Source organism: Sphingomonas molluscorum (assembly GCF_039522995.1).
Taxonomy (GTDB): Bacteria; Pseudomonadota; Alphaproteobacteria; order Sphingomonadales; family Sphingomonadaceae; genus Sphingomonas; species Sphingomonas molluscorum.
Genome location: NZ_BAAAEL010000001.1, coordinates 135,979 through 157,965, shown reverse-complemented (window position 1 = coordinate 157,965; position 21,987 = coordinate 135,979). Strand labels below are relative to the sequence as shown.

At 69.3% G+C, this 21,987-nt stretch carries 20 protein-coding genes; 10 read left to right on the top strand and 10 right to left on the bottom strand.

Features of this window, described 5'->3' with window-relative positions; genetic code table 11:
* Positions 1–98: 98 nt before the first annotated feature.
* Positions 99–1,889 (top strand): AcrB/AcrD/AcrF family protein, encoded by a 1,791-nt coding sequence (locus ABDZ92_RS00820; protein ID WP_125962034.1) that lies wholly within the window; start codon positions 99–101, stop codon positions 1,887–1,889.
* Positions 1,890–1,895: 6 nt separating this feature from the next.
* Here the strand turns inward: ABDZ92_RS00820 and ABDZ92_RS00815 are convergent, their stop codons facing one another.
* The 3 genes from ABDZ92_RS00815 to ABDZ92_RS00805 all read right to left on the bottom strand — a co-directional run bounded on the left by ABDZ92_RS00815 (position 1,896) and on the right by ABDZ92_RS00805 (position 5,774).
* Positions 1,896–2,279, bottom strand: coding sequence for an acyl-CoA thioesterase (locus ABDZ92_RS00815; RefSeq protein ID WP_204991328.1), 384 nt, complete (start codon positions 2,277–2,279; stop codon positions 1,896–1,898).
* Positions 2,280–2,310: 31 nt separating this feature from the next.
* Positions 2,311–4,422 carry a RelA/SpoT family protein gene (locus ABDZ92_RS00810; RefSeq protein ID WP_125962012.1) on the bottom strand — a complete coding sequence of 704 codons (2,112 nt, stop codon included), beginning with the start codon at positions 4,420–4,422 and terminating at the stop codon, positions 2,311–2,313.
* A gap of 143 nt (positions 4,423–4,565) precedes the next feature.
* The gene (locus tag ABDZ92_RS00805) at positions 4,566–5,774 is read right to left on the bottom strand and encodes an LL-diaminopimelate aminotransferase (RefSeq protein ID WP_125962013.1); all 1,209 of its coding nucleotides are present in this window, start codon (positions 5,772–5,774) and stop codon (positions 4,566–4,568) included.
* A gap of 174 nt (positions 5,775–5,948) precedes the next feature.
* Between ABDZ92_RS00805 and ABDZ92_RS00800 the strand changes: the two genes are divergently transcribed.
* The 4 genes from ABDZ92_RS00800 (at position 5,949) to murA (ending at position 10,595) form a co-directional block, all read left to right on the top strand.
* The gene (locus ABDZ92_RS00800) at positions 5,949–7,733 is read left to right on the top strand and encodes a PHA/PHB synthase family protein (RefSeq protein ID WP_125962014.1); all 1,785 of its coding nucleotides are present in this window, start codon (positions 5,949–5,951) and stop codon (positions 7,731–7,733) included.
* A 120-nt stretch (positions 7,734–7,853) separates the two neighbouring features.
* Entirely contained in the window at positions 7,854–8,627 is a 774-nt protein-coding gene (locus tag ABDZ92_RS00795) for a phasin family protein (RefSeq protein WP_125962015.1), read from the top strand.
* 166 nt (positions 8,628–8,793) lie between these two features.
* Positions 8,794–9,174 carry an ATP-dependent Clp protease adapter ClpS gene (gene clpS / locus ABDZ92_RS00790; RefSeq protein WP_425542267.1) on the top strand — a complete coding sequence of 127 codons (381 nt, stop codon included), beginning with the start codon at positions 8,794–8,796 and terminating at the stop codon, positions 9,172–9,174.
* 137 nt (positions 9,175–9,311) lie between these two features.
* Positions 9,312–10,595: a UDP-N-acetylglucosamine 1-carboxyvinyltransferase gene (gene murA, locus ABDZ92_RS00785; protein ID WP_125962016.1), complete on the top strand. Its 1,284-nt coding sequence runs from the start codon at positions 9,312–9,314 to the stop codon at positions 10,593–10,595.
* A gap of 55 nt (positions 10,596–10,650) precedes the next feature.
* Here the strand turns inward: murA and ABDZ92_RS00780 are convergent, their stop codons facing one another.
* Genes ABDZ92_RS00780 through ABDZ92_RS00765 form a run of 4 tightly spaced genes read right to left on the bottom strand, consistent with a single transcriptional unit; the run spans position 10,651 to position 13,313 of the window.
* Positions 10,651–11,601 (bottom strand): cation diffusion facilitator family transporter, encoded by a 951-nt coding sequence (locus ABDZ92_RS00780; RefSeq protein WP_125962017.1) that lies wholly within the window; start codon positions 11,599–11,601, stop codon positions 10,651–10,653.
* Between the two features lie 53 nt (positions 11,602–11,654).
* Positions 11,655–12,164, bottom strand: coding sequence for a pantetheine-phosphate adenylyltransferase (gene coaD / locus ABDZ92_RS00775; protein WP_125962018.1), 510 nt, complete (start codon positions 12,162–12,164; stop codon positions 11,655–11,657).
* A complete protein-coding gene (locus ABDZ92_RS00770; protein ID WP_241211983.1) occupies positions 12,161–13,066 on the bottom strand; it encodes a polyprenyl synthetase family protein in 906 nt (301 codons plus the stop codon). The genes coaD and ABDZ92_RS00770 overlap by 4 nt, the downstream gene beginning before the upstream one ends.
* A gap of 1 nt (position 13,067) precedes the next feature.
* Positions 13,068–13,313, bottom strand: a complete 246-nt coding sequence (locus ABDZ92_RS00765) for an exodeoxyribonuclease VII small subunit (RefSeq protein ID WP_125962020.1) — start codon at positions 13,311–13,313, stop codon at positions 13,068–13,070.
* Between the two features lie 100 nt (positions 13,314–13,413).
* Here ABDZ92_RS00765 and ABDZ92_RS00760 point away from each other — a divergent pair, with 100 nt between their 5' ends.
* Entirely contained in the window at positions 13,414–14,817 is a 1,404-nt protein-coding gene (locus ABDZ92_RS00760; protein WP_125962021.1) for an NAD-dependent succinate-semialdehyde dehydrogenase, read from the top strand.
* A 170-nt stretch (positions 14,818–14,987) separates the two neighbouring features.
* On the opposite strand, the gene ABDZ92_RS00755 is transcribed toward ABDZ92_RS00760, so the two are convergent.
* The 3 genes from ABDZ92_RS00755 to ABDZ92_RS00745 are packed head-to-tail and all read right to left on the bottom strand — an operon-like array spanning position 14,988 to position 19,368.
* Entirely contained in the window at positions 14,988–16,364 is a 1,377-nt protein-coding gene (locus ABDZ92_RS00755; protein ID WP_272695200.1) for an efflux transporter outer membrane subunit, read from the bottom strand.
* Positions 16,361–17,536, bottom strand: coding sequence for an HlyD family secretion protein (locus ABDZ92_RS00750; protein WP_241211903.1), 1,176 nt, complete (start codon positions 17,534–17,536; stop codon positions 16,361–16,363). The genes ABDZ92_RS00755 and ABDZ92_RS00750 overlap by 4 nt, the downstream gene beginning before the upstream one ends.
* Entirely contained in the window at positions 17,533–19,368 is a 1,836-nt protein-coding gene (locus tag ABDZ92_RS00745) for an MFS transporter (protein WP_206432226.1), read from the bottom strand. The genes ABDZ92_RS00750 and ABDZ92_RS00745 overlap by 4 nt, the downstream gene beginning before the upstream one ends.
* Here ABDZ92_RS00745 and ABDZ92_RS00740 point away from each other — a divergent pair.
* From ABDZ92_RS00740 to ABDZ92_RS00725, 4 genes are all read left to right on the top strand, one after another.
* Positions 19,367–19,804: a phasin family protein gene (locus ABDZ92_RS00740; RefSeq protein ID WP_241211902.1), complete on the top strand. Its 438-nt coding sequence runs from the start codon at positions 19,367–19,369 to the stop codon at positions 19,802–19,804. The genes ABDZ92_RS00745 and ABDZ92_RS00740 overlap by 2 nt on opposite strands.
* A 91-nt stretch (positions 19,805–19,895) precedes the next feature.
* The gene (modA, locus tag ABDZ92_RS00735) at positions 19,896–20,675 is read left to right on the top strand and encodes a molybdate ABC transporter substrate-binding protein (RefSeq protein ID WP_125961464.1); all 780 of its coding nucleotides are present in this window, start codon (positions 19,896–19,898) and stop codon (positions 20,673–20,675) included.
* A 9-nt stretch (positions 20,676–20,684) separates the two neighbouring features.
* Positions 20,685–21,371, top strand: coding sequence for a molybdate ABC transporter permease subunit (modB, locus tag ABDZ92_RS00730; RefSeq protein ID WP_125961474.1), 687 nt, complete (start codon positions 20,685–20,687; stop codon positions 21,369–21,371).
* A complete protein-coding gene (locus ABDZ92_RS00725; RefSeq protein WP_125961463.1) occupies positions 21,361–21,981 on the top strand; it encodes an ATP-binding cassette domain-containing protein in 621 nt (206 codons plus the stop codon). Before modB ends, ABDZ92_RS00725 begins: the two co-directional genes overlap by 11 nt.
* Positions 21,982–21,987: the final 6 nt, after the last annotated feature.

The window sequence follows — 21,987 nt, the reverse complement described above, 5'->3', positions numbered from 1 at the left end:
CCACTAGAGCCGGCGCCGAGCGCGCGGGCAGTATCGTGCCGGCCGGGGTGAGGAAAGCGGTTTTGAACGACGCGTCGGGCAACGTCAGTCTCGCACAGATGCTGGAGCGCCATTGGGTGCGCCGGGCGCTGCTGGTTTGGGCGGTGATCGCCACCGTCTATTTGATCCAGCGCTGGCCGCAGATCCACTGGCTGGTGCTCAACGACACCGACGACAACATGCGGCTGATGCAGGTCCGCGGGCTGCTCGGCGGCCAGGGCTGGTACGACCTGCGCCAGTACCGCCTCGATCCTCCCGCGGGAATCGACATCCACTGGTCGCGGCTCGTCGACCTTCCGATCGCCGGGCTGTTCCTGCTGTTCAAGCCGTTCACCGGCGCGGCGCTTGCGGAGCGGCTGGCGTGCGGCATCGCGCCGCTGCTGCCGCTGGGCGTCGTGCTGGTCGCGATCGCCGCCACCGTCCGCCGGCTGGTCGCGCCCCAGGCATGGGCACTCGCCATCCTGTTCCTGTTCGGCTGTTCCGCGACGCTGCCGATGTTCATGCCCATGCGCATCGACCACCACGGCTGGCAGCTGGCCTGCCTCAGCCTCACGGTCGCGGGCCTCGCCGATCCGCGCAGGGGCAGGGGCGGGGCGCTGGTCGGCATCTCGAGCGCGGTGTCGCTCACCATTGGCCTCGAGCTGCTGCCCTATTGCGCGATGGCAGGCGGCCTGGTCGCGCTGCGCTGGGTGTGGGACCGGGCGGAGGCGCGGCGGCTCGCCGTCTATGGCGCGACGCTTGCCGGCGGCAGCGCGCTCGGCTTCGTCGCCTTTGCCTCCAACGCCAACTACGCGATGCGCTGCGACGCGCTGACGCCGGTGTGGCTGTCGGTGACGGTCGCAGGCGGCGCGGCGCTGTTCGCGCTCTCGCGCCTGCCGCTCGAAAGCCGCATCGCGCGGCTTGCGGCCGGCGCCGCCGTGGGTGCGGTGATCGCGGGCGGCTTCGCGCTGCTGTTCCCCAAGTGCCTGTCGCGGCCGGAGGGGGTGTCGGACGAACTCGCCAACCTCTGGCTCAACAACGTCCGGGAAGCCAAGCCGATCTACAAGCACCCGCTGCGCATTGCCGTGCCGATCGCGGTCGTGCCGGCGCTGGGCCTGTTGGGCGCATGCCTCGCCTGTTGGCGCGCCCGCCGCAACCCGGAGCAGCTGGCGGGCTGGGCCGCGATCGCGCTGTTCACCGCCTTTGCCGGGGCGATGCTGCTGTGGCAGATCCGCGCCGGGCCGGCCGCACAGCTGCTGGCGATCGCAGGCGAAGTGGCGCTCGCCTGGATGATCCTCACCTGGTTCGTCAGCCGCCGTTCGACCGCCATCAAGGTCGCAGGCGCGGTGCTTGCGGTCGTGTTGCTGCTCGCCGGGCTGTTCTCCGCGACGCTGATCCAGCGCCTGCGACTCGACCCGCCGGATCGGCGGACGCTGATGGTGAACCGCGCCAGCGCGCGCTGCATGAGCATCTCGGCACTGGCAGAGCTGGACCGCATTCCCGCGGCCACCATGTTCACCCACGTCGACCTGGGCCCGCGGCTAATCGTGGGCACGCATCACAACGGCATCACCGGACCCTATCATCGCAACGAGCAGCCGATCCTGGACGTGCACCACGCCTTCCAGGGCAGTGCCGATGCGTTCCGCGAAATCGCCCGGCGCCACGGCGCGACCTATCTGCTGGTCTGCCCGAACCTTGCGGAAACCACGCTCTACCGCGCGCGCGCGCCGGAGGGCTTCTACGCCCAGCTTGCCAAGGGCCAGGTGCCGGCATGGCTGGAGCCGGTGCCGCTGTCGAAGCGGGCACCGTTCAAGCTGTGGCGGATCCGCTATGCGGACGCAGTCACGCCCGCAGCGCCGGCCCGCTGATCGGGATCAGTCCGGAAGGAAGCGGCTGACGACGTCGCGCGCCAGCCGCGAGGGGCGGCGCGTGTCCGAATCGAGCGAGCACCAGGTGCTCTGCACCTCGGCCAGCACTTCCTCGCCGCGCTTGATCAGCGTGGAGAAGAAGGCACGCGCACCCTGGACGCGCTCGGCAACCACGGTCGCGATGATCGCGTCGTCCAGAAAGGCAGGGCGCCGATAGGTGATCTCGTGCTTGAGCGCGACCCACAGGTGCTGGCCGACCGCCTCGGCAGGAGCGACCTTCTCCCAATAGGCGACGACGGCTTCCTGGACCCAGGACAGGTACACCGCATTGTTCACATGACCCATGTGATCGATGTCGGCAGGTGCCACGGCGAGCGGGTGGAGGTGCATGGGAAACGCCTGCGCGCCACTGACAATCCTGTCAATTGCTTTGGGTGGAACCGTCGATGCGCTGCGCTGCATTCACCACATCGGCCGCCCGGAGTGCTGCCAGCAGGCGCATCAGGTGGGTCGCGTCCCGCACCTCCAGGTCGATGGTGTTGGTGTGGAAGGTGGTGTCGCGGTTGTCGAGCCGCAGCCCCAGGATGTTCGCCTTGTGCGCGCCGATGATGGTCGCGATCGCGCCCAGCGCGCCCGGCTCGTTCTTCAGCGTCACCGCGATGCGCGCAGTGCCGCCCTCCGCGCCGTCGCCCCAGGCGACGTCGATCCAATCGGCGTCGTAGCGGTCGGCGAGCGAGGGGCAGCTGATCGCATGCACCTCGATGCCGCCACCGGGCTTCCGCAGCGCAACGATGCGATCGCCGGGGACCGGGCGGCAATCCTCGGCCAGGTCGAAGGCGACCCCCGGCGTCAGCCCCTCGATCAGGATAGGGGCGCGCTGCCCGAGCAGCTGCTTGGCGCGCGCGCCCGCGGCGGTGCCGGGCATCAGCGCCTCGATCACGGCCTCGTCGTCCAGCTTGCCGTTGGCGATCGCGTCGCGCAGCGCGTTCTCGTCCGACAAGCCCAGCCGCTTGAGCGCGTCCTCCACCGCTGCCGCGCTCAGCGTGACCGGCAGCCGCGCGACGATGTCGTCATAGAGCTTGGCGCCGAGCGCCAGCGTCTCCTCGCGCTCCTTGTGCCGCAGGTGGCGGCGGATCGCCGCCTGCGCCTTGCCGGTCACGGCGAAATTCAGCCAGTTGCTCTGCGGCTCTTGCGCCTTGGACCGCAGGATCTGCACCTGGTCGCCGTTGCGCAGTTCGGTGCGCAGCGGCACCACGCGGCCGTTGACCTTCGCGCCCACCGCCTGGCTGCCGAGATCGGTGTGTACCGCATAGGCAAAGTCGATCGGGGTCGCGCCCTTGGGCAACTGGTGCAGCTCGCCCTTGGGCGTGAAGGCGAAAATGCGATCCTGGTACATCGCCATGCGGGTGTGCTCGAGCAGCTCTTCCGGGCTCTCGGCCGTGTCCAGGATTTCCACCAGATCGCGAATCCAGCTGACCTGGGTATCGGGTCGCACCGCGTCCTGCTTGTAGGCCCAGTGCGCCGCCATGCCGAACTCCGCCTGGGCATGCATGGCGCGCGTGCGGATCTGGATCTCCACGCGCATGTTCTCGGAGTGGATGACGCTGGTGTGCAGCGAGCGATAGCCGTTGCGCTTGGGCGTCGAGATATAGTCCTTGAACCGGCCCGGGACCATCGGCCAGCGTCGGTGGATGATGCCCAGCGCCCGGTAGCATTCCTCCTCGGTCTCCACGATCGCGCGGAACGCCATGATGTCGGTCAGCTGCTCCATGCTGACGTGGCGCTCCGACATCTTGCGCCAGATGGAATAGGGGTGCTTCTCGCGACCGGAGACCTCGGCCTCGATGCCGCTGCGCTCCAGCAGCTGCTTCAGGCCGCCCGCAATGCTCTCGATGCGCTCGCGGCCGCCGGTCTGCAGCTGCTCCAGCCGGCGCGTGATTGACTCATACGCCTCCGGCTCGATCTGCTGGAAGGCGAGCGTCTGCATCTCGTTCATGAATTCGTACATGCCGATCCGCTCGGCGAGCGGGGCGTAGATCTCCATGGTCTCGCGCGCGATCCGCCGCCGCTTCTCGGGCTTGGCGATGTGATGCAGCGTGCGCATGTTGTGCAGCCGGTCGGCCAGCTTCACCAGCAGCACGCGGATGTCGTCGGACATCGCCAGCAGGAACTTGCGCAGGTTTTCCGCCGCGCGCTGGTTCTCGGTCTGCGCCTCGATCTTCGACAGCTTGGTCACGCCGTCGACCATGCGCGCCACCGACGGCCCGAACTTCGCCTCGATTTCCTCCGGCGTCGCGACCGTGTCCTCGATCGTGTCGTGGAGGATCGCGGTGGCGATCGTCTCGTCGTCCAGGTGCAGGTCGGTCAGGATGCCCGCCACCTCGATCGGGTGGCTGAAATAGGGATCGCCCGACGCCCGTTTCTGGCTGCCATGGGCATGCATCGAAAAGACATAGGCGCGGTTCAGCAACGCCTCGTCGGCCTCCGGGTCATAGCCTTTGACCCGCTCCACCAGTTCATATTGTCGCAGCACGGGAACTAGATGGGGTGGCTCGCTGCTGCTTTGCAACGAAATTCTCCCGCTTCCGGGGGAGATTTGCTTCGTCGGCTCTCGGCGATGCGGCGCAGCATCCGGGTTGGTGGCGGAGCGAAGACCGGCCTCGCTCCGCCTCAGGATCAGCCGGCTGCCTGGCCGGGCGTGTTGACGCCCATCGACTGGAGGTAGCGCTTCACGTTGCGCGCCGCCTGGCGCAGCCGTTGCTCGTTCTCGACCATGGCGATGCGGACATAGCCCTCGCCGTTCTCGCCATAGCCGACGCCGGGTGCCACCGCGACCTTGGCATGGGTGAGCAGCTGCTTGGAGAACTCCAGCGAGCCGAGATGCGCGAGCGCCGGAGGCAGCGGCGCCCATGCGAACATCGATGCGGGCGGGGAGGGGATGTCCCAGCCGGCGCGCGCGAAGCTCTCCACCATCACGTCTCGGCGCTTGTGATAGAGCTGTCGATTGCGTTCGACGATGTCCTGCGGGCCGTTGAGCGCCGCACAGGCCGCCGCCTGGATGGGGGTGAACGCGCCATAGTCGAGGTAGGACTTCACCCGCGTCATCGCTGCGATCAGCTGCTTGTTGCCGACCGCGAAGCCGATCCGCCAGCCCGCCATCGAATAGGTCTTCGACAGCGAGGTGAACTCGATCGCGACGTCCTTCGCGCCCTTCACCTGCAGGATGGACGGCGTCGGCTTGCCGTCGAAGTACAACTCCGAATAGGCGAGGTCGGACAGGATCCAGACCTTGTTCTCCTTCGCCCAGGCGACCAGCCGCTCGTAGAAGGCGAGATCCACCGCCTCCGCGGTGGGGTTCGACGGATAGTTGACCACCAGGATGCTCGGCCGCGGAACCGTGAAGTTCATCGCCCGCTCGAGGCTCTCGAAATAGGCATCGTCCGGTGTCGTCGGCACGGCGCGGATGGTCGCGCCCGCAATGATGAAGCCGAAGGTGTGGATCGGGTAGCTGGGGTTGGGCGCCAGCACGACGTCGCCGGGCGCCGTGATCGCGGTGGCGAGGCTCGCGAGCCCCTCCTTCGACCCCATGGTCACGACGACCTCGGTCTCGGGGTCGATGTCGACGCCGAAGCGGCGGCCGTAATAGTTGGCCTGTGCACGCCGCAGCCCGGGGATGCCCTTGGACGCCGAATAGCCATGGGCGTCGGGCTTGCGGGCGACTTCGCACAGCTTGTCGATCACGTGCGGCGGCGGCGGCAGGTCCGGGTTGCCCATGCCGAGGTCGATGATGTCCTCCCCGCCCGCGCGTGCCGCCGCTCGCATCGCGTTCACTTCGGCGATGACATAGGGCGGCAGGCGCTTGATGCGGTAGAATTCCTCGGACATCGGTCCCTCGTTGCTTGATGGAGCGTTCTTCTACGCCATTCACGGGCCTGCGGGAAACAAAGTTGGCGTCCCGCACGCATCGGTCGCAACGAAAACACGCCCGCCCGATCGGGCCTGACGCAACCGCTGGCTTGCGCTACACCAGCCGGACGGCACCAGATCGAGAGGAATGTCATGGCAGACGATGCCGCACCCCCGCCGCCGGAGCAGCCGGCGATCCCCTCGCTCGCCGACATCCAGCATTGGACGGCGGTGTTCGGCCGCGCGCAGCAGATGTTGCTGGAACACGGCTTCGCCTTCCCGGTGGACAAGGACGCCAAGCCGGCCCCGGCCGGTGGCGCTGCTCCCGCTGCACTGCCCGCCTGGGCCGATCCGTTCGCGCTGGCACAGGCGGGTGCCGACTATTGGGCGGACACGCTCAAGCTGTGGCAGCGCTTCGTCGATCCCGCCCATGCCGAGCCCTATGTCGAGCCCGAGGCGCAGGCCCGCGATCGCCGGTTCAAGGCGCCGCAATGGCACGAGCAGCCGGTGTTCGACTTCATCCGGCAGAGTTATTTCCTCGCCTCCGAGCATCTGATGAAGGGCGTCGATGCGCTCGAGGGCGTGGAGCCGCGCCAGAAGGAGCGGCTCCGCTTCCTCGCCCGCGGCTTCGTCGACGCGATGAGCCCGACGAACTTCCCCGTCACCAACCCGCTGGTGCTGGAGCGGATCGTCGAGACGCGGGGCGAGAACCTGCTGAAGGGCCTGCAGAACCTCTTGTCCGACATGGCGCGCGGCCAGCTCACCCAGAGCGACGCCAGCGCGTTCGAGGTCGGGCGCAACATCGCCACCACGCCCGGCAAGGTCATCAAGCGCACCGAGCTCTACGAGCTGATCCACTATGCGCCGACCACCGAGAAGGTGCTGGCGACGCCGCTGCTGATCTTCCCACCGTGGATCAACCGCTTCTACATCCTCGACCTGACGGCCGAGAAAAGCTTCATCCGCTGGGCGGTGGAGCAGGGGCTGTCGGTGTTCGTCGTCTCCTGGCGCTCGGCCGACGCCAGCATGAAGGACGTGCGCTGGGACGATTACGTGCTGCGCGGCCAGATCGACGCGATCGACACCGTGCGCGCGCTGCTGGACGTACCGGCGGTGCACACGGTCGGCTATTGCGTGGCCGGGACCACGCTGGCCGCGACGCTGGCGCTGCTGGCCGCGCGTGGCGAGGCGGACAAGGTCGCCAGCGCCACCTTCTTCACCGCGCAGGTCGATTTCTCCCAGGCGGGCGAGCTGTCGCTGTTCGTGGACGACGACCAGCTGGAGCTGATCCGCACCCTCTCGGCCGAGGGGTTCCTGGACGGCCGGGTCATGGCCGCCACCTTCAACCTGCTGCGCGGGCGCGAGCTGATCTGGAACTATGTCACCGCCAACTATCTGCTCGGCGAGGACGCGCCGCCGTTCGACCTCCTCCACTGGAATGCGGACGTTACCAACCTGCCGGCAACCTGGCACCTGAGCTACCTGACCGATCTCTACCGCGACAACCGGCTGGTGCAGCCGGGGTCGATCGCGATCGACGGCACGCCGCTGGACCTCACCACCGTCCGCACTCCCAGCTACATCCAGGCGGGCCGCGAGGATCATATCGCGCCGGCGGAAAGCGTGTGGCGGATCACCCACCACTTCGAGGGGCCGCTCCGCTTCGTCTTGGCGGGCTCCGGCCACATCGCCGGCGTCGTGAATCCGCCTTCTGCGGGCAAGTACCAGTATTGGCTCAACGACTCGCCCGGAGTGGCGACGCTCGCCGACTTCCTGGCCGGCGCGCGCGAGGTGAAGGGCAGCTGGTGGCCCGACTGGATCCAGTGGCTGCGCGGGATCGATGCTGCGGAGGTAGAGGCGTCGGGCTCGCGCGTTCCGGGTGAGGGTGCGCTCGCCGCGCTGGGACCTGCCCCTGGAGAATACGTTTTGAAAAGATAAGCCGTCCCACAGCGTTAGCGGTTTTGTGGGCGGTGATGCTGCGCCGCACAATCTCGATTGCAATGGGACGGAACAAAGCGTATTTGTTGCAGCGCAGCAGCTACGCAGGAGGCCGTTCGCATGGCAGGCAAGGAACCCAAGGCAAAGGCGCCCGCGCCATTGGCTCGCAAGGCTCCGCCGCTTCGTGCCAAGCCGGCCGTGTCCCCGCCGCCTGTTGCCGCCGCCGCCGAAAAGAAGCCTGTCGAAGTCCCGTTCGTGGCACCCGCCGCGCCGGAGCCGATCGAACAGCTCGTGGCTCCGGTGACCGCGCAGTTGGAAACCATCGCCGACAAGCCCGCCGACACCGCTGCCGCCGCGATGGCCGCAGCCGATGTGCAGGCGCATGCCGGGGAAACCAGCCCGGACGCCGCCGAGCCGGCCGCGCCCGCGCCAGAGGAACGCACCATGATCCACACCAACGAAGCTGCCGAAGCCACCACCGACAAGGCGCAGGCCCTGTTCTCCGACTTCAACGCCCGCACCAAGGCGGCGATGGAAAAGAGCGCCAAGAGCGTCGAGGAAATGACCGACTTCGCCAAGGGCAACGTCGAAGCGCTGGTCGAAGCCAGCCGCATCGCTGCCAAGGGTTTTGAGTCGATCGGCCACGACGCCGCCGACTTCGGTCGCCGCAACTTCGAGAACGCGACCGCGACCATGAAGACGCTGGCGTCCGTCAAGTCGCCCACCGAGTTCTTCAAGCTCCAGTCCGACTTCTTCCGCGGCGCGTTTGACTCGTTCGTGGCCGAGACGTCGAAGAACACCGAGGCGATGCTGAAGCTGGCCGGTGACGCCGCGCAGCCGCTTTCGAACCGCGTCGCGCTCGCGACCGACAAGTTCAAGGTCGTCGGCGCCTGAAGCCATCCACGCGTCGCATCCGACGCGGGAAGAAAAGGGGCGTTCGCGCAAGCGGGCGCCCTTTTTTCATGTGCGCTTCGCTGGCGTGACGGCGGTCCGGCTGCGCGGGCCGACTGCGGTAAATCCACCGGTCGCCGCGCGCGCGGCCTTGCCCTTGCGACTTGCGATGCCATATTTGCCGTTCGTGATGATCGATGCCTCCACCCTGCGTCCCCGCCTTGCAGAAGGCGGCGAGAAGGACGACGATTCGGGCTCCGTCTCGGGTGTCGCCACGCGCACCCGCACGCGGACCAAGAAGCCAACGCCCTATCGCGTGCTGATGCTCAACGACGACTACACGCCGATGGAGTTCGTCGTCCTCGTCCTCCAGCGCTTCTTCCGGATGAACATGGAAGAGGCGACTCGCGTGATGCTCCACGTCCACCAGAAGGGCGTCGGCGTTTGCGGCGTGTTCAGCTACGAGGTGGCGGAAACGAAGGTCGGGCAAGTGATGGACTTCGCGCGCCAGAACCAGCATCCGCTGCAATGCACGCTCGAAAAGGCCTGATCGCCGGGCGCTGATCCCCCTTCGCTCCTTGTGCTCCTGCGCAGGCAGGAGCCCAGGGCCGCACGCACCACCGACCATTGTTCTGCCTGGCCCTGGCTGCCGCTTGCGCGCCGCCCGCAACTGAGTAAAGCCGCGCCATGGACCGTATCCTCATCCGCGGCGGCAACCGTCTGAAGGGCCGCATCGCCATCTCGGGCGCGAAGAACGCTGCCCTCACGCTGCTGCCCTGCGCGCTCCTGACCGAAGAGCCGCTGACGCTGCGCAACCTGCCGCGTCTCGCCGACGTCGACAGCTTCGGCCACCTGCTCAACCAGTTCGGCGTCTCGACCATGATCGAGGGCGCCCATCCCAGCGACTTCGGCCGCGTGATGACGATGCGCGGGCAGCGCCTGACCTCCACGGTCGCGCCCTATGACATCGTCCGCAAGATGCGCGCCTCCATCCTGGTGCTCGGCCCGCTGGTCGCGCGTGCGGGTGAGGCGACCGTGTCGCTGCCGGGCGGCTGCGCGATCGGCAACCGCCCGATCGACCTTCACCTGAAGGCGCTCGAGGCACTGGGCGCGGAGATCGAGCTCGCCGCCGGCTATGTGAAGGCGACGGCGCCGAACGGCCGCCTGCCGGGTGGCCGGGTGACCTTCCCGATCGTCTCGGTGGGCGCCACCGAGAACGCACTGATGGCGGCCGTGCTCGCCTCCGGTTCCTCGGTGATCGACAACGCCGCGCGCGAGCCCGAGATCGTGGACCTCTGCCGTTGCCTCGTCGCGATGGGCGCGCGCATCGACGGCATCGGCACCGAGCGGCTGGAGATCGAGGGCGTCGATCGCCTTCACGGCGCCACCTATGCCGTCATGCCCGATCGCATCGAGGCGGGCAGCTATGCCTGCGCGGCCGCGATCACCGGCGGTGCGGTCGAACTGGCGGGGATCGCCGCCGAGGACATGCGCGCGACCATCAACGCGCTGGTCGAGGCGGGCGTCACCGTAGAGGAGCGCCGCAACGCGCTGTTCGTCGAGGCGACCGGGCCCATCGGCCCGCTCACCCTGTCGACCGCGCCGTTCCCGGGCTTCGCCACCGACATGCAGGCGCAGTTCATGGCGATGCTGACCAAGGCGAATGGCGCCAGCGTGCTCACGGAGACGATCTTCGAGAACCGCTATATGCACGTGCCGGAACTGGCCCGCATGGGCGCCGACATCCAGGTGCGCGGCCGGGTTGCCGTGGTGCGTGGCGTCGACAAGCTGGTCGGTGCGCCCGTCATGGCGACGGACCTGCGCGCCTCGATGAGCCTCATCATCGCCGGCCTCGCCGCAGAAGGCGAGACCTCGGTCAGCCGCATCTATCACCTCGACCGCGGCTATGAGCGGCTGGAGGAAAAGCTGCAGGCCGTCGGCGCCGACATCCAGCGCGTCGGCGGGGAATAAGGGGAGGGGCGCGCGGCCCCTCCTTCGCCCTGCTAGCGGAGGTGAGCGGCCGCGATCAGACCGTCCGCTCGCCCATGCCGCAATCCGCGGCTTCGGACAGCTCGATCTGCAGCGTGGCATGGCCGATGCCGAAGTCGTGCGACAGCCGGTGCTGCGTGCTCGCCAGGAACGCGTCGCCCGGGTGCCCGCCCGGCATCACCAGATGCGCGGTCAGCGCCGTCTCGGTGGTGCTCATCGGCCAGATGTGCAGGTCGTGCAGCCGCGCGACGCCGGGCAGCCCCTCCAGCATCGCCGCCACCCTGTCGGGGTCAATCCCCGGCGGCACCGCCTGCAGCGCGAGCACGGTGGATTCCTTGAGCAGCCCCCAAGTGCTCCACAGGATCACCGCCACGACGAGCAGGCTGACGGCCGGATCGATCCACGCCGCCCCGCTCCACAAGTAAAGCGCGCCGGCGATCACGACGCCTGCCGAAACCGCCGCGTCCGCCGCCATGTGCAGGAATGCGCCGCGGATGTTCACGTCGCCCTTGCGCCCGCTCGCGAACAGCATGGCCGTGCCCAGGTTCACCACGATGCCGATGGCGGCGACGATCATCACCAGTCCGGCCTCGATCGGCTGCGGGTCGGACAGGCGGCGGAACGCCTCCAGCGCGATGGCACCCACCGCCACCATCAGCACCAGCGCGTTCGCGAGCGCTGCCAGGATCGAGGAGCCGCGCAGGCCATAGGTGAAGCGCTTGGATGTCGGCCGCTTGGCAAGCTCCGCGCCGCCCCAGGCGATCAGCAGCCCCAGCACGTCCGACAGATTGTGCCCGGCGTCCGCCAGTAGCGCGACCGAGTTGGTCAGGAACCCCGCACCCCCTTCAATGCCCACGAACACCAGGTTGAGCGCGGTGCCGATCGCAAAGGCGCGGCCGAAGTCGGCGGGCGCATGGCTATGCCCATGGCCGCCGTGCGCATGGCCGTGTCCGTGGCCGTGTGCGTGATTCGCGTGGTCGTGTCCCATCCCCGCCTGGGTAGCGGGCCGGGGGGAGGTGATGCTAGCCCATCGGCCGCGCGTCAGGCGCTGCCCTTGCGTCCCATCTGCTCGACCCGCGCCGCGACATCCTCGCGCACGGCCGGGTTCACGAACTTGCTGATGTCCCCGCCGTAGAGGGCAATCTCCTTGACCAGCCGGCTGGCGATCGGCTGGAGCGAGACGTCGGCCATCAGGAACACCGTCTCGACCCGCGGATTGATCTGCTGGTTCATGCCGGCCATCTGATATTCATATTCGAAGTCCGCGACGGCGCGCAGCCCCCGCACGATTACGCTCGCATGCTCGCGCTCGGCGAAGTCCATCAGCAGTGAGTCGAAGCTTACGACCCGGATGTCGCCGCCGATGTCGGCGACCTCGCGCTCCACCATCGCCAGCCGCTCGGCCAGCGAGAACATCGGCGACTTGGACGGGTTGGTGGTCACGCCAATCACCAGCCGGTCGACCAGCTTGGCGCCGCGCCGGATGATGTCCATGTGGCCGCGCGTGATCGGGTCGAAGGTGCCCGGATAGACGCCGATGCGATGGGTCACCGGTCGCGCTCCAGCACATAGCGGGCGATGTCGCGCAAGAGGTTCGCCTCCGGTCCGAAGGCGTGGAGGTGCGCCACCGCCTGGTCGATCAGCATGCGCGCCTGTTCGCGCGCACGCTCCTGCCCCAGCAGCGAGACGAACGTCTCCTTGCCGGCGTCCCCATCCTTGCGGAGCGCCTTGCCGACCGCCGCCTCGTCGCCTTCCACGTCGAGCAGGTCGTCGGCGATCTGGAAGGCGAGGCCCAGGTCATGCGCATAGCCGCGCAGGCCGGTGCGACCCTCTGCCGGCAACCGGCCCAGGATCGCGCCGGCTTCGACCGAACAGGCGATCAGCGCGCCGGTCTTGAGTGCCTGCAGCCGGGTCACGGTGGCAAGATCGAAGCGCGTGCCCTCCGCCTCCAGGTCCATCGCCTGACCACCCGCCATGCCAGCCGGCCCGGCCGAGCGCGCGAGATCCGCGATCAGTTCGACGCGCACCCGCGGATCGGCATGGGTCTCCTCGTCCGCCAGCAGCTCGAACGCCAGCGCGTGGAGCGAATCGCCGGCCAGGATCGCCGTCGCCTCGTCGAACGCCTTGTGCACCGTCGGCTTGCCGCGGCGCAGGTCGTCGTCGTCCATCGCCGGCAAATCGTCGTGGATCAGGCTGTAGACGTGGATGCACTCGATCGCAGTCGCGACGCGCGCCAGACAGGTGCGGTCCACTGCGAACAGCTGGCCGGTGGCGAACACCAGCAGGGGCCGCAGCCGCTTGCCGCCGCCGATCGCGGCATGGCGCATCGCCTCGTATAGCGGCGCGCGTGCATCCTCGGGCACCGGCAGTAGCAGGTCGAACTGCCGGTCGATCTCCGCCCCGACCTCGCGCAGCGCGGTGTCCAGCGACGACAGGGTTTCGGCGGTCGCCACGTCAGCCTGCGGCAAAGGGCGTGGTGCCGGTCGGGCGGCCGTCGGCGCCCAGGCGGATCGCCTCGATCCGCTCCTGCGCGGCATCCAGGCGGGCGGCGCAATGCTGGCGCAGCTTGTCGCCCCGCTCATAGAGCTGGATCGCCTTGTCGAGCTCCTCGTCGCCCGTTTCCAGCCGGCCGACGATCTGCTCCAATTCCTTGAGCGCCTGCTCGAAGCTGAGCCCCGCGACGTCCTGTTCTTCTGTCATGCGCGAGCTATGCGGCAGGTCCGCTAAAGGCGCAACCGCCGGACCGATCGGCGTGCTGCCGCGTTACTGCGGCAACCCCGAAACCGTCGAGAAAGTCCCCATGTTCACCAGCATCAACCCCGCCACGGGCGAGACCGTCGCAACCTACCCCGAGCTGACGGACGCCGAAGTGGAGAAGAAGGTCGCCGCCGCCCACGCCGCCTTCGCGCAGTGGCGCACGACCGATCTCGCCACCCGCACGGCGCTGCTCTCGGCGATCGCCGACCAGTTTGAGGCAAACAAGCAACGCCTTGGCGAGATCGCGACGCGCGAGATGGGCAAGACGCTCAAGTCCGCGATTGCCGAGGTCGAGAAATGCGTCAGCGGCTTTCGCTATTATGCCGAGCACGGCCCGAAGCTGCTGGAGCCGGTCGAGGTGCCGCTGGCCAAGGGCACGGGCACCGCGCGCTGGCTGCCGATCGGCGTGGTGCTCGCGATCATGCCGTGGAACTTCCCCTATTGGCAGGTGGTGCGCTTCCTTGCCCCCTGCATCCTGGCGGGCAACGTCGGCCTTCTAAAGCACGCCTCGCTCACCCAGGGCTGTGCGCAGGCGATCGAGGAGATGGTGACGGCGGCCGGTGCGCCGGAGGGGCTGTTCGCGAACCTCGGCATTCCGTCGCGTCGGGTGGCACCGCTGATCGAGGACGATCGCATCGTCGCCGTCACGCTGACGGGAAGCGAGGGCGCAGGCATCAAGGTCGCCGAGGCCGCAGGCCGCGCGCTCAAGAAGGTGGTGCTCGAACTCGGCGGTTCGGACCCATTCATCGTCATGCCCTCTGCCGATCTCGACGCGGCGGCCCAGGCGGCGGTCACCGGCCGCATCCAGAACGCAGGCCAGTCGTGCGTCTGCGCCAAGCGGATGATCGTCCACGCCGACATCTACGACGCCTTCCTCGACAAGTTCGCGCAAGGCATGCGCGACGCCAAGATCGATGACCCGATGGCCGAGGACACGACCATGGGGCCGCTCTCCAGCGTGGAGCAGCGCGACACCGTCCTCGAACAGGTCGCGACCGCGCAGGAGAAGGGCGCGCGGCTGCTGATGGGGGCCGAAAAGATCGATCGCCCCGGTGCCTGGATGACGCCCGGCGTGCTTGTCGACGTGCCGCTCGACGATCCGGTTGCGCAGGAGGAATTGTTCGGCCCGGTCGCGATGGTGTTTCGCGCCGCCGACATCGACGAGGCGATCCGCATCGCCAACGACGTGCCCTTCGGCCTCGGCTCCAGCGTCTGGACCAAGGACCCCTCCGAGCAAGAGCGCTTCGTGCGCGACATCGAAGCGGGCATGACCGCGATCAACCAGATACTCGCCTCGGTCCCGGAGGCGCCGTTCGGCGGTATCAAGCGCTCCGGCCACGGCCGCGAGCTCGGCCCCTGGGGCCTGCACGAGTTCATGAACCTGAAGGCCGTGCTCCGCGCGCCGGAGACGGCGCCGAAGGACGCCGGCAGCGCCGCCAGCGAATAGCGCGATAGCGGTTCGGGCGTACCCCGCCGGAGGCCGGGGCCCAGTTGGGGTGACCGTGCGAGGCTCGCTGCCCTTTCGGCCGACGTCATAACTGGACCCCGGCCTTCGCCGGGGTACCGGAACGAACGGCCGACGGACCGTGCGCCGCGCGCGAACCCGCCCCGGCGGAACTACGGCGTCGGCGGGCCCGCCCAGCCGCCGCCCATCGACTGGTAGACGGCCACCAAGGCGGTCAGCTGGTCGGCGCGCGCCTGGGCAAGCGCCAGCTGCGCGTTGAACAGGCTGCGCTGCGCATCGAGCTGCTCCAGATAGGGGCTGTAGCCGGCGCGATAGCGGTTGGTCGCGTGCCGTAGCGTCTCTGCAAGTGCCACGCGCTGCGCCTCCAGCCGGCGCTGCTGTTCGCCCAGCCGGTCGACGGCGGCGAGCGCATCCTCCACCTCGCGGAACGCGGTCAGCACCGTCCGCTGATAGCCGAACGCCGCCTGGTCCCGCCGGGCGGCCGAAGCCTCGACGCCGCCGCGCAGCCGCCCGCCCTGGAAGATCGGCGCGAGCACGCTTGCCCCCAGCGACCAGATGCCGACCGGGCTGCCCAGCGAGCTGGAGAACAGCTCACCGGTCGATGCCGCCAGGTTGAGCGAGGGAAGAAACGCCGCCCGCGAGGCGGCGAGCGTCGCGTCCGACGCCGCCAGGGTCAGCTCGGCCTGCGCGATGTCCGGACGCCGGCGCAGCAGTTCGGAGGGCAGGGTGGCCGGGATTGCCGGCGCCTGCAGCGTCGCGAGCGTGGCTCCGCGTTCGATGGCGCGGGGCGACTCGCCGATCAGCACCGCCAGGGCATCCTCCTGCCGCCGCGCGGCGAGCTCGAGCGTCGGCAGCGTCTGCGCGACGTTCTGATACTCGGCCTCGGCTTGGCGGAGCTCCAGTTCGGAGGTGTAGCCGACTTCGGCGCGGTTGCGGGCGATGCGCAGCGCCTCGCCGCGGGAGGCGATCGTATCGCGCGCGATGGCGATGCGAGCATCCAGCCCGCGCAGGGTGATGTAGCCGGATGCGGTCGCCGCAGCGACGCTCAGCCGCGCGGCGTCCGCCGCAGCGGCCGCGGATTCGGCGGACAGCCGCGCCGCCTCGACCTGGTTCGCGATCCGCCCGAACAGGTCGATCTCATAGGCCGCCTGGAACACCGGCTGGGCTGAGGTGCCGACCCCGGGCTGGCCGAGCGCATTGACGCTGCGCGATTCGGTAAGGCTGGTGCCGGCGCTGAGGGTCGGCAGCCGGGCGGCGCGGGCGATCGTCTCCTGGGCGCGCGCCTCCCGCACCCGCGCGACCGCGATCCCGATGTCGCTGTTGCGGGCAAGCGCCGCCTCCACCAGCCGGGTCAGCACCGGATCGCCGAAGCGCTGCCACCACTGCGCGTCGACCGTCGCGCCGGCCGGCAACTGCGTGCGCCATGCCGCCGGAGGCGTGACAGAGGCACCCGCGGGCGGGGGCGTCTCGGGTGGGGTGCAGCCGGCAGCCAAGGCGACCGCCGCAAGCGCGCAGAGGCTGCGCCTCATCGGGCGGTCGGGGCGGGGGTGCCCCGGGTATCGACGCGTGCATCCACCGACATGCCCGGCCGCAGCCGGTCGAACAGCGGGTCGTTGCGGTCGATCGCGATCCGCACCGGGATACGCTGCGCCACCTTCACGAAGTTGCCGGTGGCATTGTCGGGCCGGATCACGGTGAACTCGTTGGCGGCGGCCGGCGCGATGCGCTCGACCCGGCCGTGCAGTTCGGCGCGGGCGAGCGCATCGACGCGGATGGTGGCTGGCTGGCCAGGCGCCATGCGCGCGGTCTGCGCTTCCATAAAATTGGCCATGACCCACACGGTTGGCGGAACCAGGAACACCAGCTGCGTGCCCGCGGTGACATATTGCCCCAGCCGCACGCCCACTTCACCCAGGCGCCCGTCCTGCGGTGCCCGGATCACCGTGTTGGCAAGGTCGATCTCGGCGAGGCGCAGCGCCGCGCGCGCACCTTCCACCGCCGCCTCCAGCCCGCCGCGGCCGACTGTCACCGATCGCACCTGTTCCTGGGCGACGCTGCGTTGCGCCTCCGCTTGATGTACCGCCGCTTCCGCCTGGCGCAACGCCGCGAGCGTCTGGTCGCGCTCGCGCAGCGACACCGATCCCTCGTCCACCAGTTCGGCGACGCGCCGCATGTCCGCCTGGGCACGGGCGAGCTGGGCGCGTGCATTCTCGACCGCCGCGGCCTGGCCGCCCAGCGTCGCCTGGCTCGACCGCTGGCTCTGGGCGGAGTTGCTGAGCGTCGCGATCTGGGTGGCGAGCTGCGCGCGCGCCTGCTCTACCCGCTGACGATAGATGCGGTCGTCGATCCGGGCGAGGACCTGCCCCTTCTTCACCACCTCGAAATCGCGCACGGCCACCTCGGTGATATAGCCGTTGACCTGGGGCGCGATCACCGTCGTCTGCCCGCGGACATAGGCGTTGTCCGTCTCCTGGAACGCCGTGGTGAAGGGCGGCAGGCCCCAGGCATAGAGTGCCAGCAGCACGCCTGCGACCAGCATCGCGATGAAGCCGATCGTGGCGCGCAGGCTACCGCGTGGCGGTGCCCAGCCGCGCGAAGGCGCCGGCGCGGGAGCGGCAGCCGCGTCGGCCTGCGGCGGGACCTCGATCGGATCCTTGAGCCGCTCGTGCGGCTCCGGGGCGGGGGGGCGAATATCGCTCACGTCGTCTGTCGCATCCGTTGCACTGCTGCCAGTTCCTCGGCCAACGGGTTGACCCCGCGCACCTTGTGATAGAGCCAATAGCCGCCGAGCCACACGGTCAGCACGACCGAGAGCATCGCGACCATCAGGAAAACGTCGTTGTAGGCCAGGATGTTCGCCTCGCGCGTGACCAGCTGGGCTAGGAGGCTCGTGCCCTGCGCCTGCTGCCGGACGGGATCGCCGATCGCCGACGCATAGGCGCCTCCGAGTTGCCGGATGCGCGACACGACCTGCGGGTCCGTCGTCGTCAGCGCCTGCGTGATCTGGAACGCGTGGAACTTCTCCCGCACGATCTGCAGGCTGCCCAGCAGCGAAGACCCGACCAGCCCGCCCATCGTTTGGGAGATGCCGAACACGGCGGAAAAGCTGATGATGTGACTCGGCCCGCGGGCGAGCGCGCGGAAGATGCCGATCATGATCATCGGCCCCAGGAAGAACAGCGCGGCAAAGGCGATCAGCGCTTGGCTCAGGTAGAGGTTGGCGGGTCGGGTGAGGTTGGTCGCGTGCGAGTCCATCCACGCCGCGATACCGATCAGCACCACCGACGCGATCACCGGCAGCCCCAGCTCGTTCGGGGTGAGGGTCGCCAGGCTCACGCAGATGCCCGCGATCGACGCGAACACCACCACCACGTTCAGCGTGACCAGCTGCTCGTTGCCCATACCCAGCGCGGTCAGCAGGCCGATGGAGCCGAAATTCTGTTCGGACAGCAGGATGCGCATCGATGCCGCGACGGTCGCGAACCGCAGGATGTTGCCGTTGCGCATCCAGCGCGTGTTGAGCAGCGGGTTGGCCCGGTTGTGCTCGATCAGCAGTGCGGTCCCGATCAGCGGGATCGCCGCGGCGATCGCATAGCCCAGCCATTCGGTGGTCCACCACTGGATGCGGCCTTGCACCAGCACTGCGCACAGCAGCGCCATGCCCGGTGCGAACAGGGCAAAGGTCAGGAAGTCGATCCGCTCGAAGGCCTGGAACCGCTCGCTCGGCGGCAGGCGGAGCAGGCCGACCGAGGCGAGCGCGGCGAGGGTCAGGCCCAGCTCGAACAGGAACAGGTTCTGGATGTGCCCGTCCAGCAGCAGCAGCGGTGAGATCACCCGCGCCAGCGGCAGCGCCACCGTGGAGGAGCCGAAGCCGATAATCATGCCGGACAAGCGCATCGACGCCGGCAGCGACTGCATGATGTACATGAAGCACAGCGTCGTGAGCGCGCTTCCCACCAGCCCGGCCGCCCCGCGGACGATCAGCTGGGTCACATAGCCGTGGACAAACAGCTGGAAGACGTTGAGGCACAGGAACGCGATCAGGAACACGCGGGTGAAGCGCTGCAGGCCGAACTGCTGGCGGAACTTGATCAGCAGCATGCCCATGCACACGCTGGTCATCGCGTTGATCGCGGTTAGCCAACCACCTTGCACGGGCGTCAGGCCGAGCGACCCCTGGATCTGGGGCAGGTTGGCGGTGAGCAGCCCGTTGTTCAGGCCGCCGGTGAGCCCCAGCAGGGTTCCGACCGCGAAATAGGCGTAGCGGCGGCCGAGCGGATGCTCGGGCGTTGCCGGCGAGCCCGGAAGCAGCGGCCGCTCGTGCGGCTTGAATTCATAGGCGGTGGCGACGGCTCGACTCCGCTCAAGGACGACGGCTGGGAGACGATCAACTTTTCGCGCGGGAAGTCGTTCCGTTGCGGAGATGAAACGGCCGGCCGGCGCGGAACCTTGCCGATCCTCGCGCGTCGCACCGACAGGCGCGGGCAGACCCCCTTTTCGAGGCCGGGCGCCGCGCCGGCAGGAGACAGACATGGCGGAACAGAATCCCGGTAACAGCACCTCCGAACCCGCAGGCGACGGTGCCGCAACCACGGGAGCAGGCATCGGCGGCGCGGACAATGCCTTCGGCGGCGACGGCATGCCGGGCGGATCGGGCGACGCGGCCGGCGGCATGGCCGAGGGGCTGCGCGCCGCGGGCGAGCGCATGCGCGCGGCCGGCGGGCAGATCGCCGGCCAGGGCAGCGAGCTCGGCCTCAGGATGCTCGACCAGGCCGAGACCAACACCCGCGAAGCCTTTCGGATGATGCGTGCCGCCGCCCAGGCCCACGACATGACCGAGGTGATGCGCCTGCAAAGCGAATATATGCGCGAACAGAGCACGCGCTCGGTCGCCCAGGCCCGGGAAATCGGCGAACTCATCGCAAGCTTCGGCCGCGCCACCATCGGCCAGATGACCGGCAAGTCCTGACCCGTTCGGCCGGCCGCAGGCGGCCGGCCAAGCGACAGGTGCAACCGCCTCCGTCTCCCGCTAGGAACGGCGGAATGAGACGGAGACGGGGATGTTGAGACGAGGCGTGCTCGCTGCGCTCGCGCTGCTGGGGCTGGCGGGTGCTTCCGCTTTCACGCCCGTTGCTGCACAGCCGCGGCCGCCGCTGGTGCTCGCCGCGGCGAGCCTGCAGGAGTCGATGAACGCGGCGGCCGACGCCTGGGCGCGCCGGGGCCATCCGCGGCCGCGCCTGTCGTTCGCCGCCAGTTCGGCGCTCGCCCGACAAGCCGCCTCCGGCGCGCCCGCCGACCTGTTCGTGTCCGCCGATCGCGACTGGATGGACGATCTCGATCGGCGTGGGCTCGTCGTGCCCGGCACGCGCACCGATCTTCTCGGCAACCGGCTGGTGCTGATCGCGCCGAAAGGCAGCAGCGTTCGCGTCGCGTTGCGCCCCGGCGTCGATCTCCGCCCCGCACTCGGGCCTCGCGGGCGGCTCGCCATGGCCAATCCCGACGCGGTGCCGGCCGGCAAATACGGCAAGGCGGCGCTTGAAAAGCTCGGCGGCTGGCAGCAGGTCGCGCCGCTGGTGGTGCGGGGCGAAAGCGTGCGCGCCGCCCTTGCGCTGGTGGAGCGCGGCGTGGCGCCGCTCGGCATCGTCTATGCGACGGACGCGCGCGCCTCTGCAAAGGTGCGGATCGCAGGGGTGTTTCCCGCCGGCAGCTATCCCCCGATCGTCTACCCCGCGGCCCGCCTCAAGAACGGGACCAGCCCGGATGCGGAGCCTTTCCGCCGATTCCTGAACAGCCGCGAGGGCAAGGCGATCTTCGCCCGCTTCGGCTTCTCGACGCGCTGAACAGTGGAACTGTCGCCTGAGGAGTGGACCGTCGTCTGGCTGTCGCTGCGCGTCGGCGGGGTGGCCGTGGTAGCGGCGCTGCCGGTCGCCTTCGCGCTCGCCTGGCTGCTCGCTCGCGGGCGCTTTCCCGGCCGGGTGCTGCTCGACGGCATCGTCCACTTGCCGCTGGTGCTGCCGCCGGTGGTGACCGGCTGGCTGCTGCTGCTCGCCTTCGCGCCCGCAGGCCCGATCGGCGCGCTTCTCGAACGCTGGACCGGCGAGACCGTGCTGTTCCGCTGGACGGGGGCGGCGATCGCGGCGGCGGTGATGGCGCTGCCGCTGATGGTGCGGGCGATGCGCCTGTCGATCGAGGCGGTCGACCAGCGCCTCGAATCGGCCGCACGCACGCTCGGGGCAGGGCGGATGCGCGTCTTTGCGACGATCACATTGCCGCTGAGCCTTCCCGGTGTGCTGGCCGGCGCCGTGCTCGGCTTCGCGCGGGCACTCGGCGAGTTCGGCGCGACCATCACCTTCGTCTCCAACGTCCCGGGCGAAACCCAGACGCTGCCGCTCGCCATCTATGACGCGCTCCAGGTGCCCGGGCGCGAGCCGGCGGTGCTGCGGCTGGCACTCCTCTCGGTGGCGCTCGCCCTGGCCGCGCTCGTCATCTCCGAGGTGCTGACCCGCCGTTCCGGGCGGAGGCTGCATGTCCTTTGACGTCGATGTCGTGCTCCGCCGCGGCGACCGAAGCTTCGCGTGCCGGATCGCGCCGGAACCCGGGCTGACGTTGCTGTTCGGTCCTTCGGGTGCCGGCAAGACCACGGTGCTGAACATGGTCGCCGGCCTGGTCCGCCCCGATCGCGGCCATGTCCGCGTGCGCGATCGCACGCTGTTCGACTCCGCCACCGGCATCGACGTGCCCGTGGCGCGGCGCCAGGCAGGCTATGTCTTCCAGGAGGCGCGGCTGTTCCCGCACCTGCGGGTGCACAGCAACCTGCGCTACGGCGCCCGCCGCGCGGCGCGGGAGGGGGCGCTGATCGGCTTCGACGAGACGGTGGCGCTGCTGGAGCTCGAACCCCTGCTCGATCGCTGGCCCCGAACGCTCTCTGGCGGGGAGGCGCGCCGCGTCGCGATCGGCCGAGCGCTGCTGTCGGGTGCGCGCTTCCTGTTGCTGGACGAGCCCATGTCCTCGCTCGACCGCAACCGGCGCGAGGAGGTGATGCGCACCATCGAGCGGCTCCGCGACGAACTCGCGCTTCCGATGCTGATGGTCACCCACGATCCCGGGGAGGTCGAACGCCTCGCCGGGACGGTCGTGGAGATGTAAGTCTTC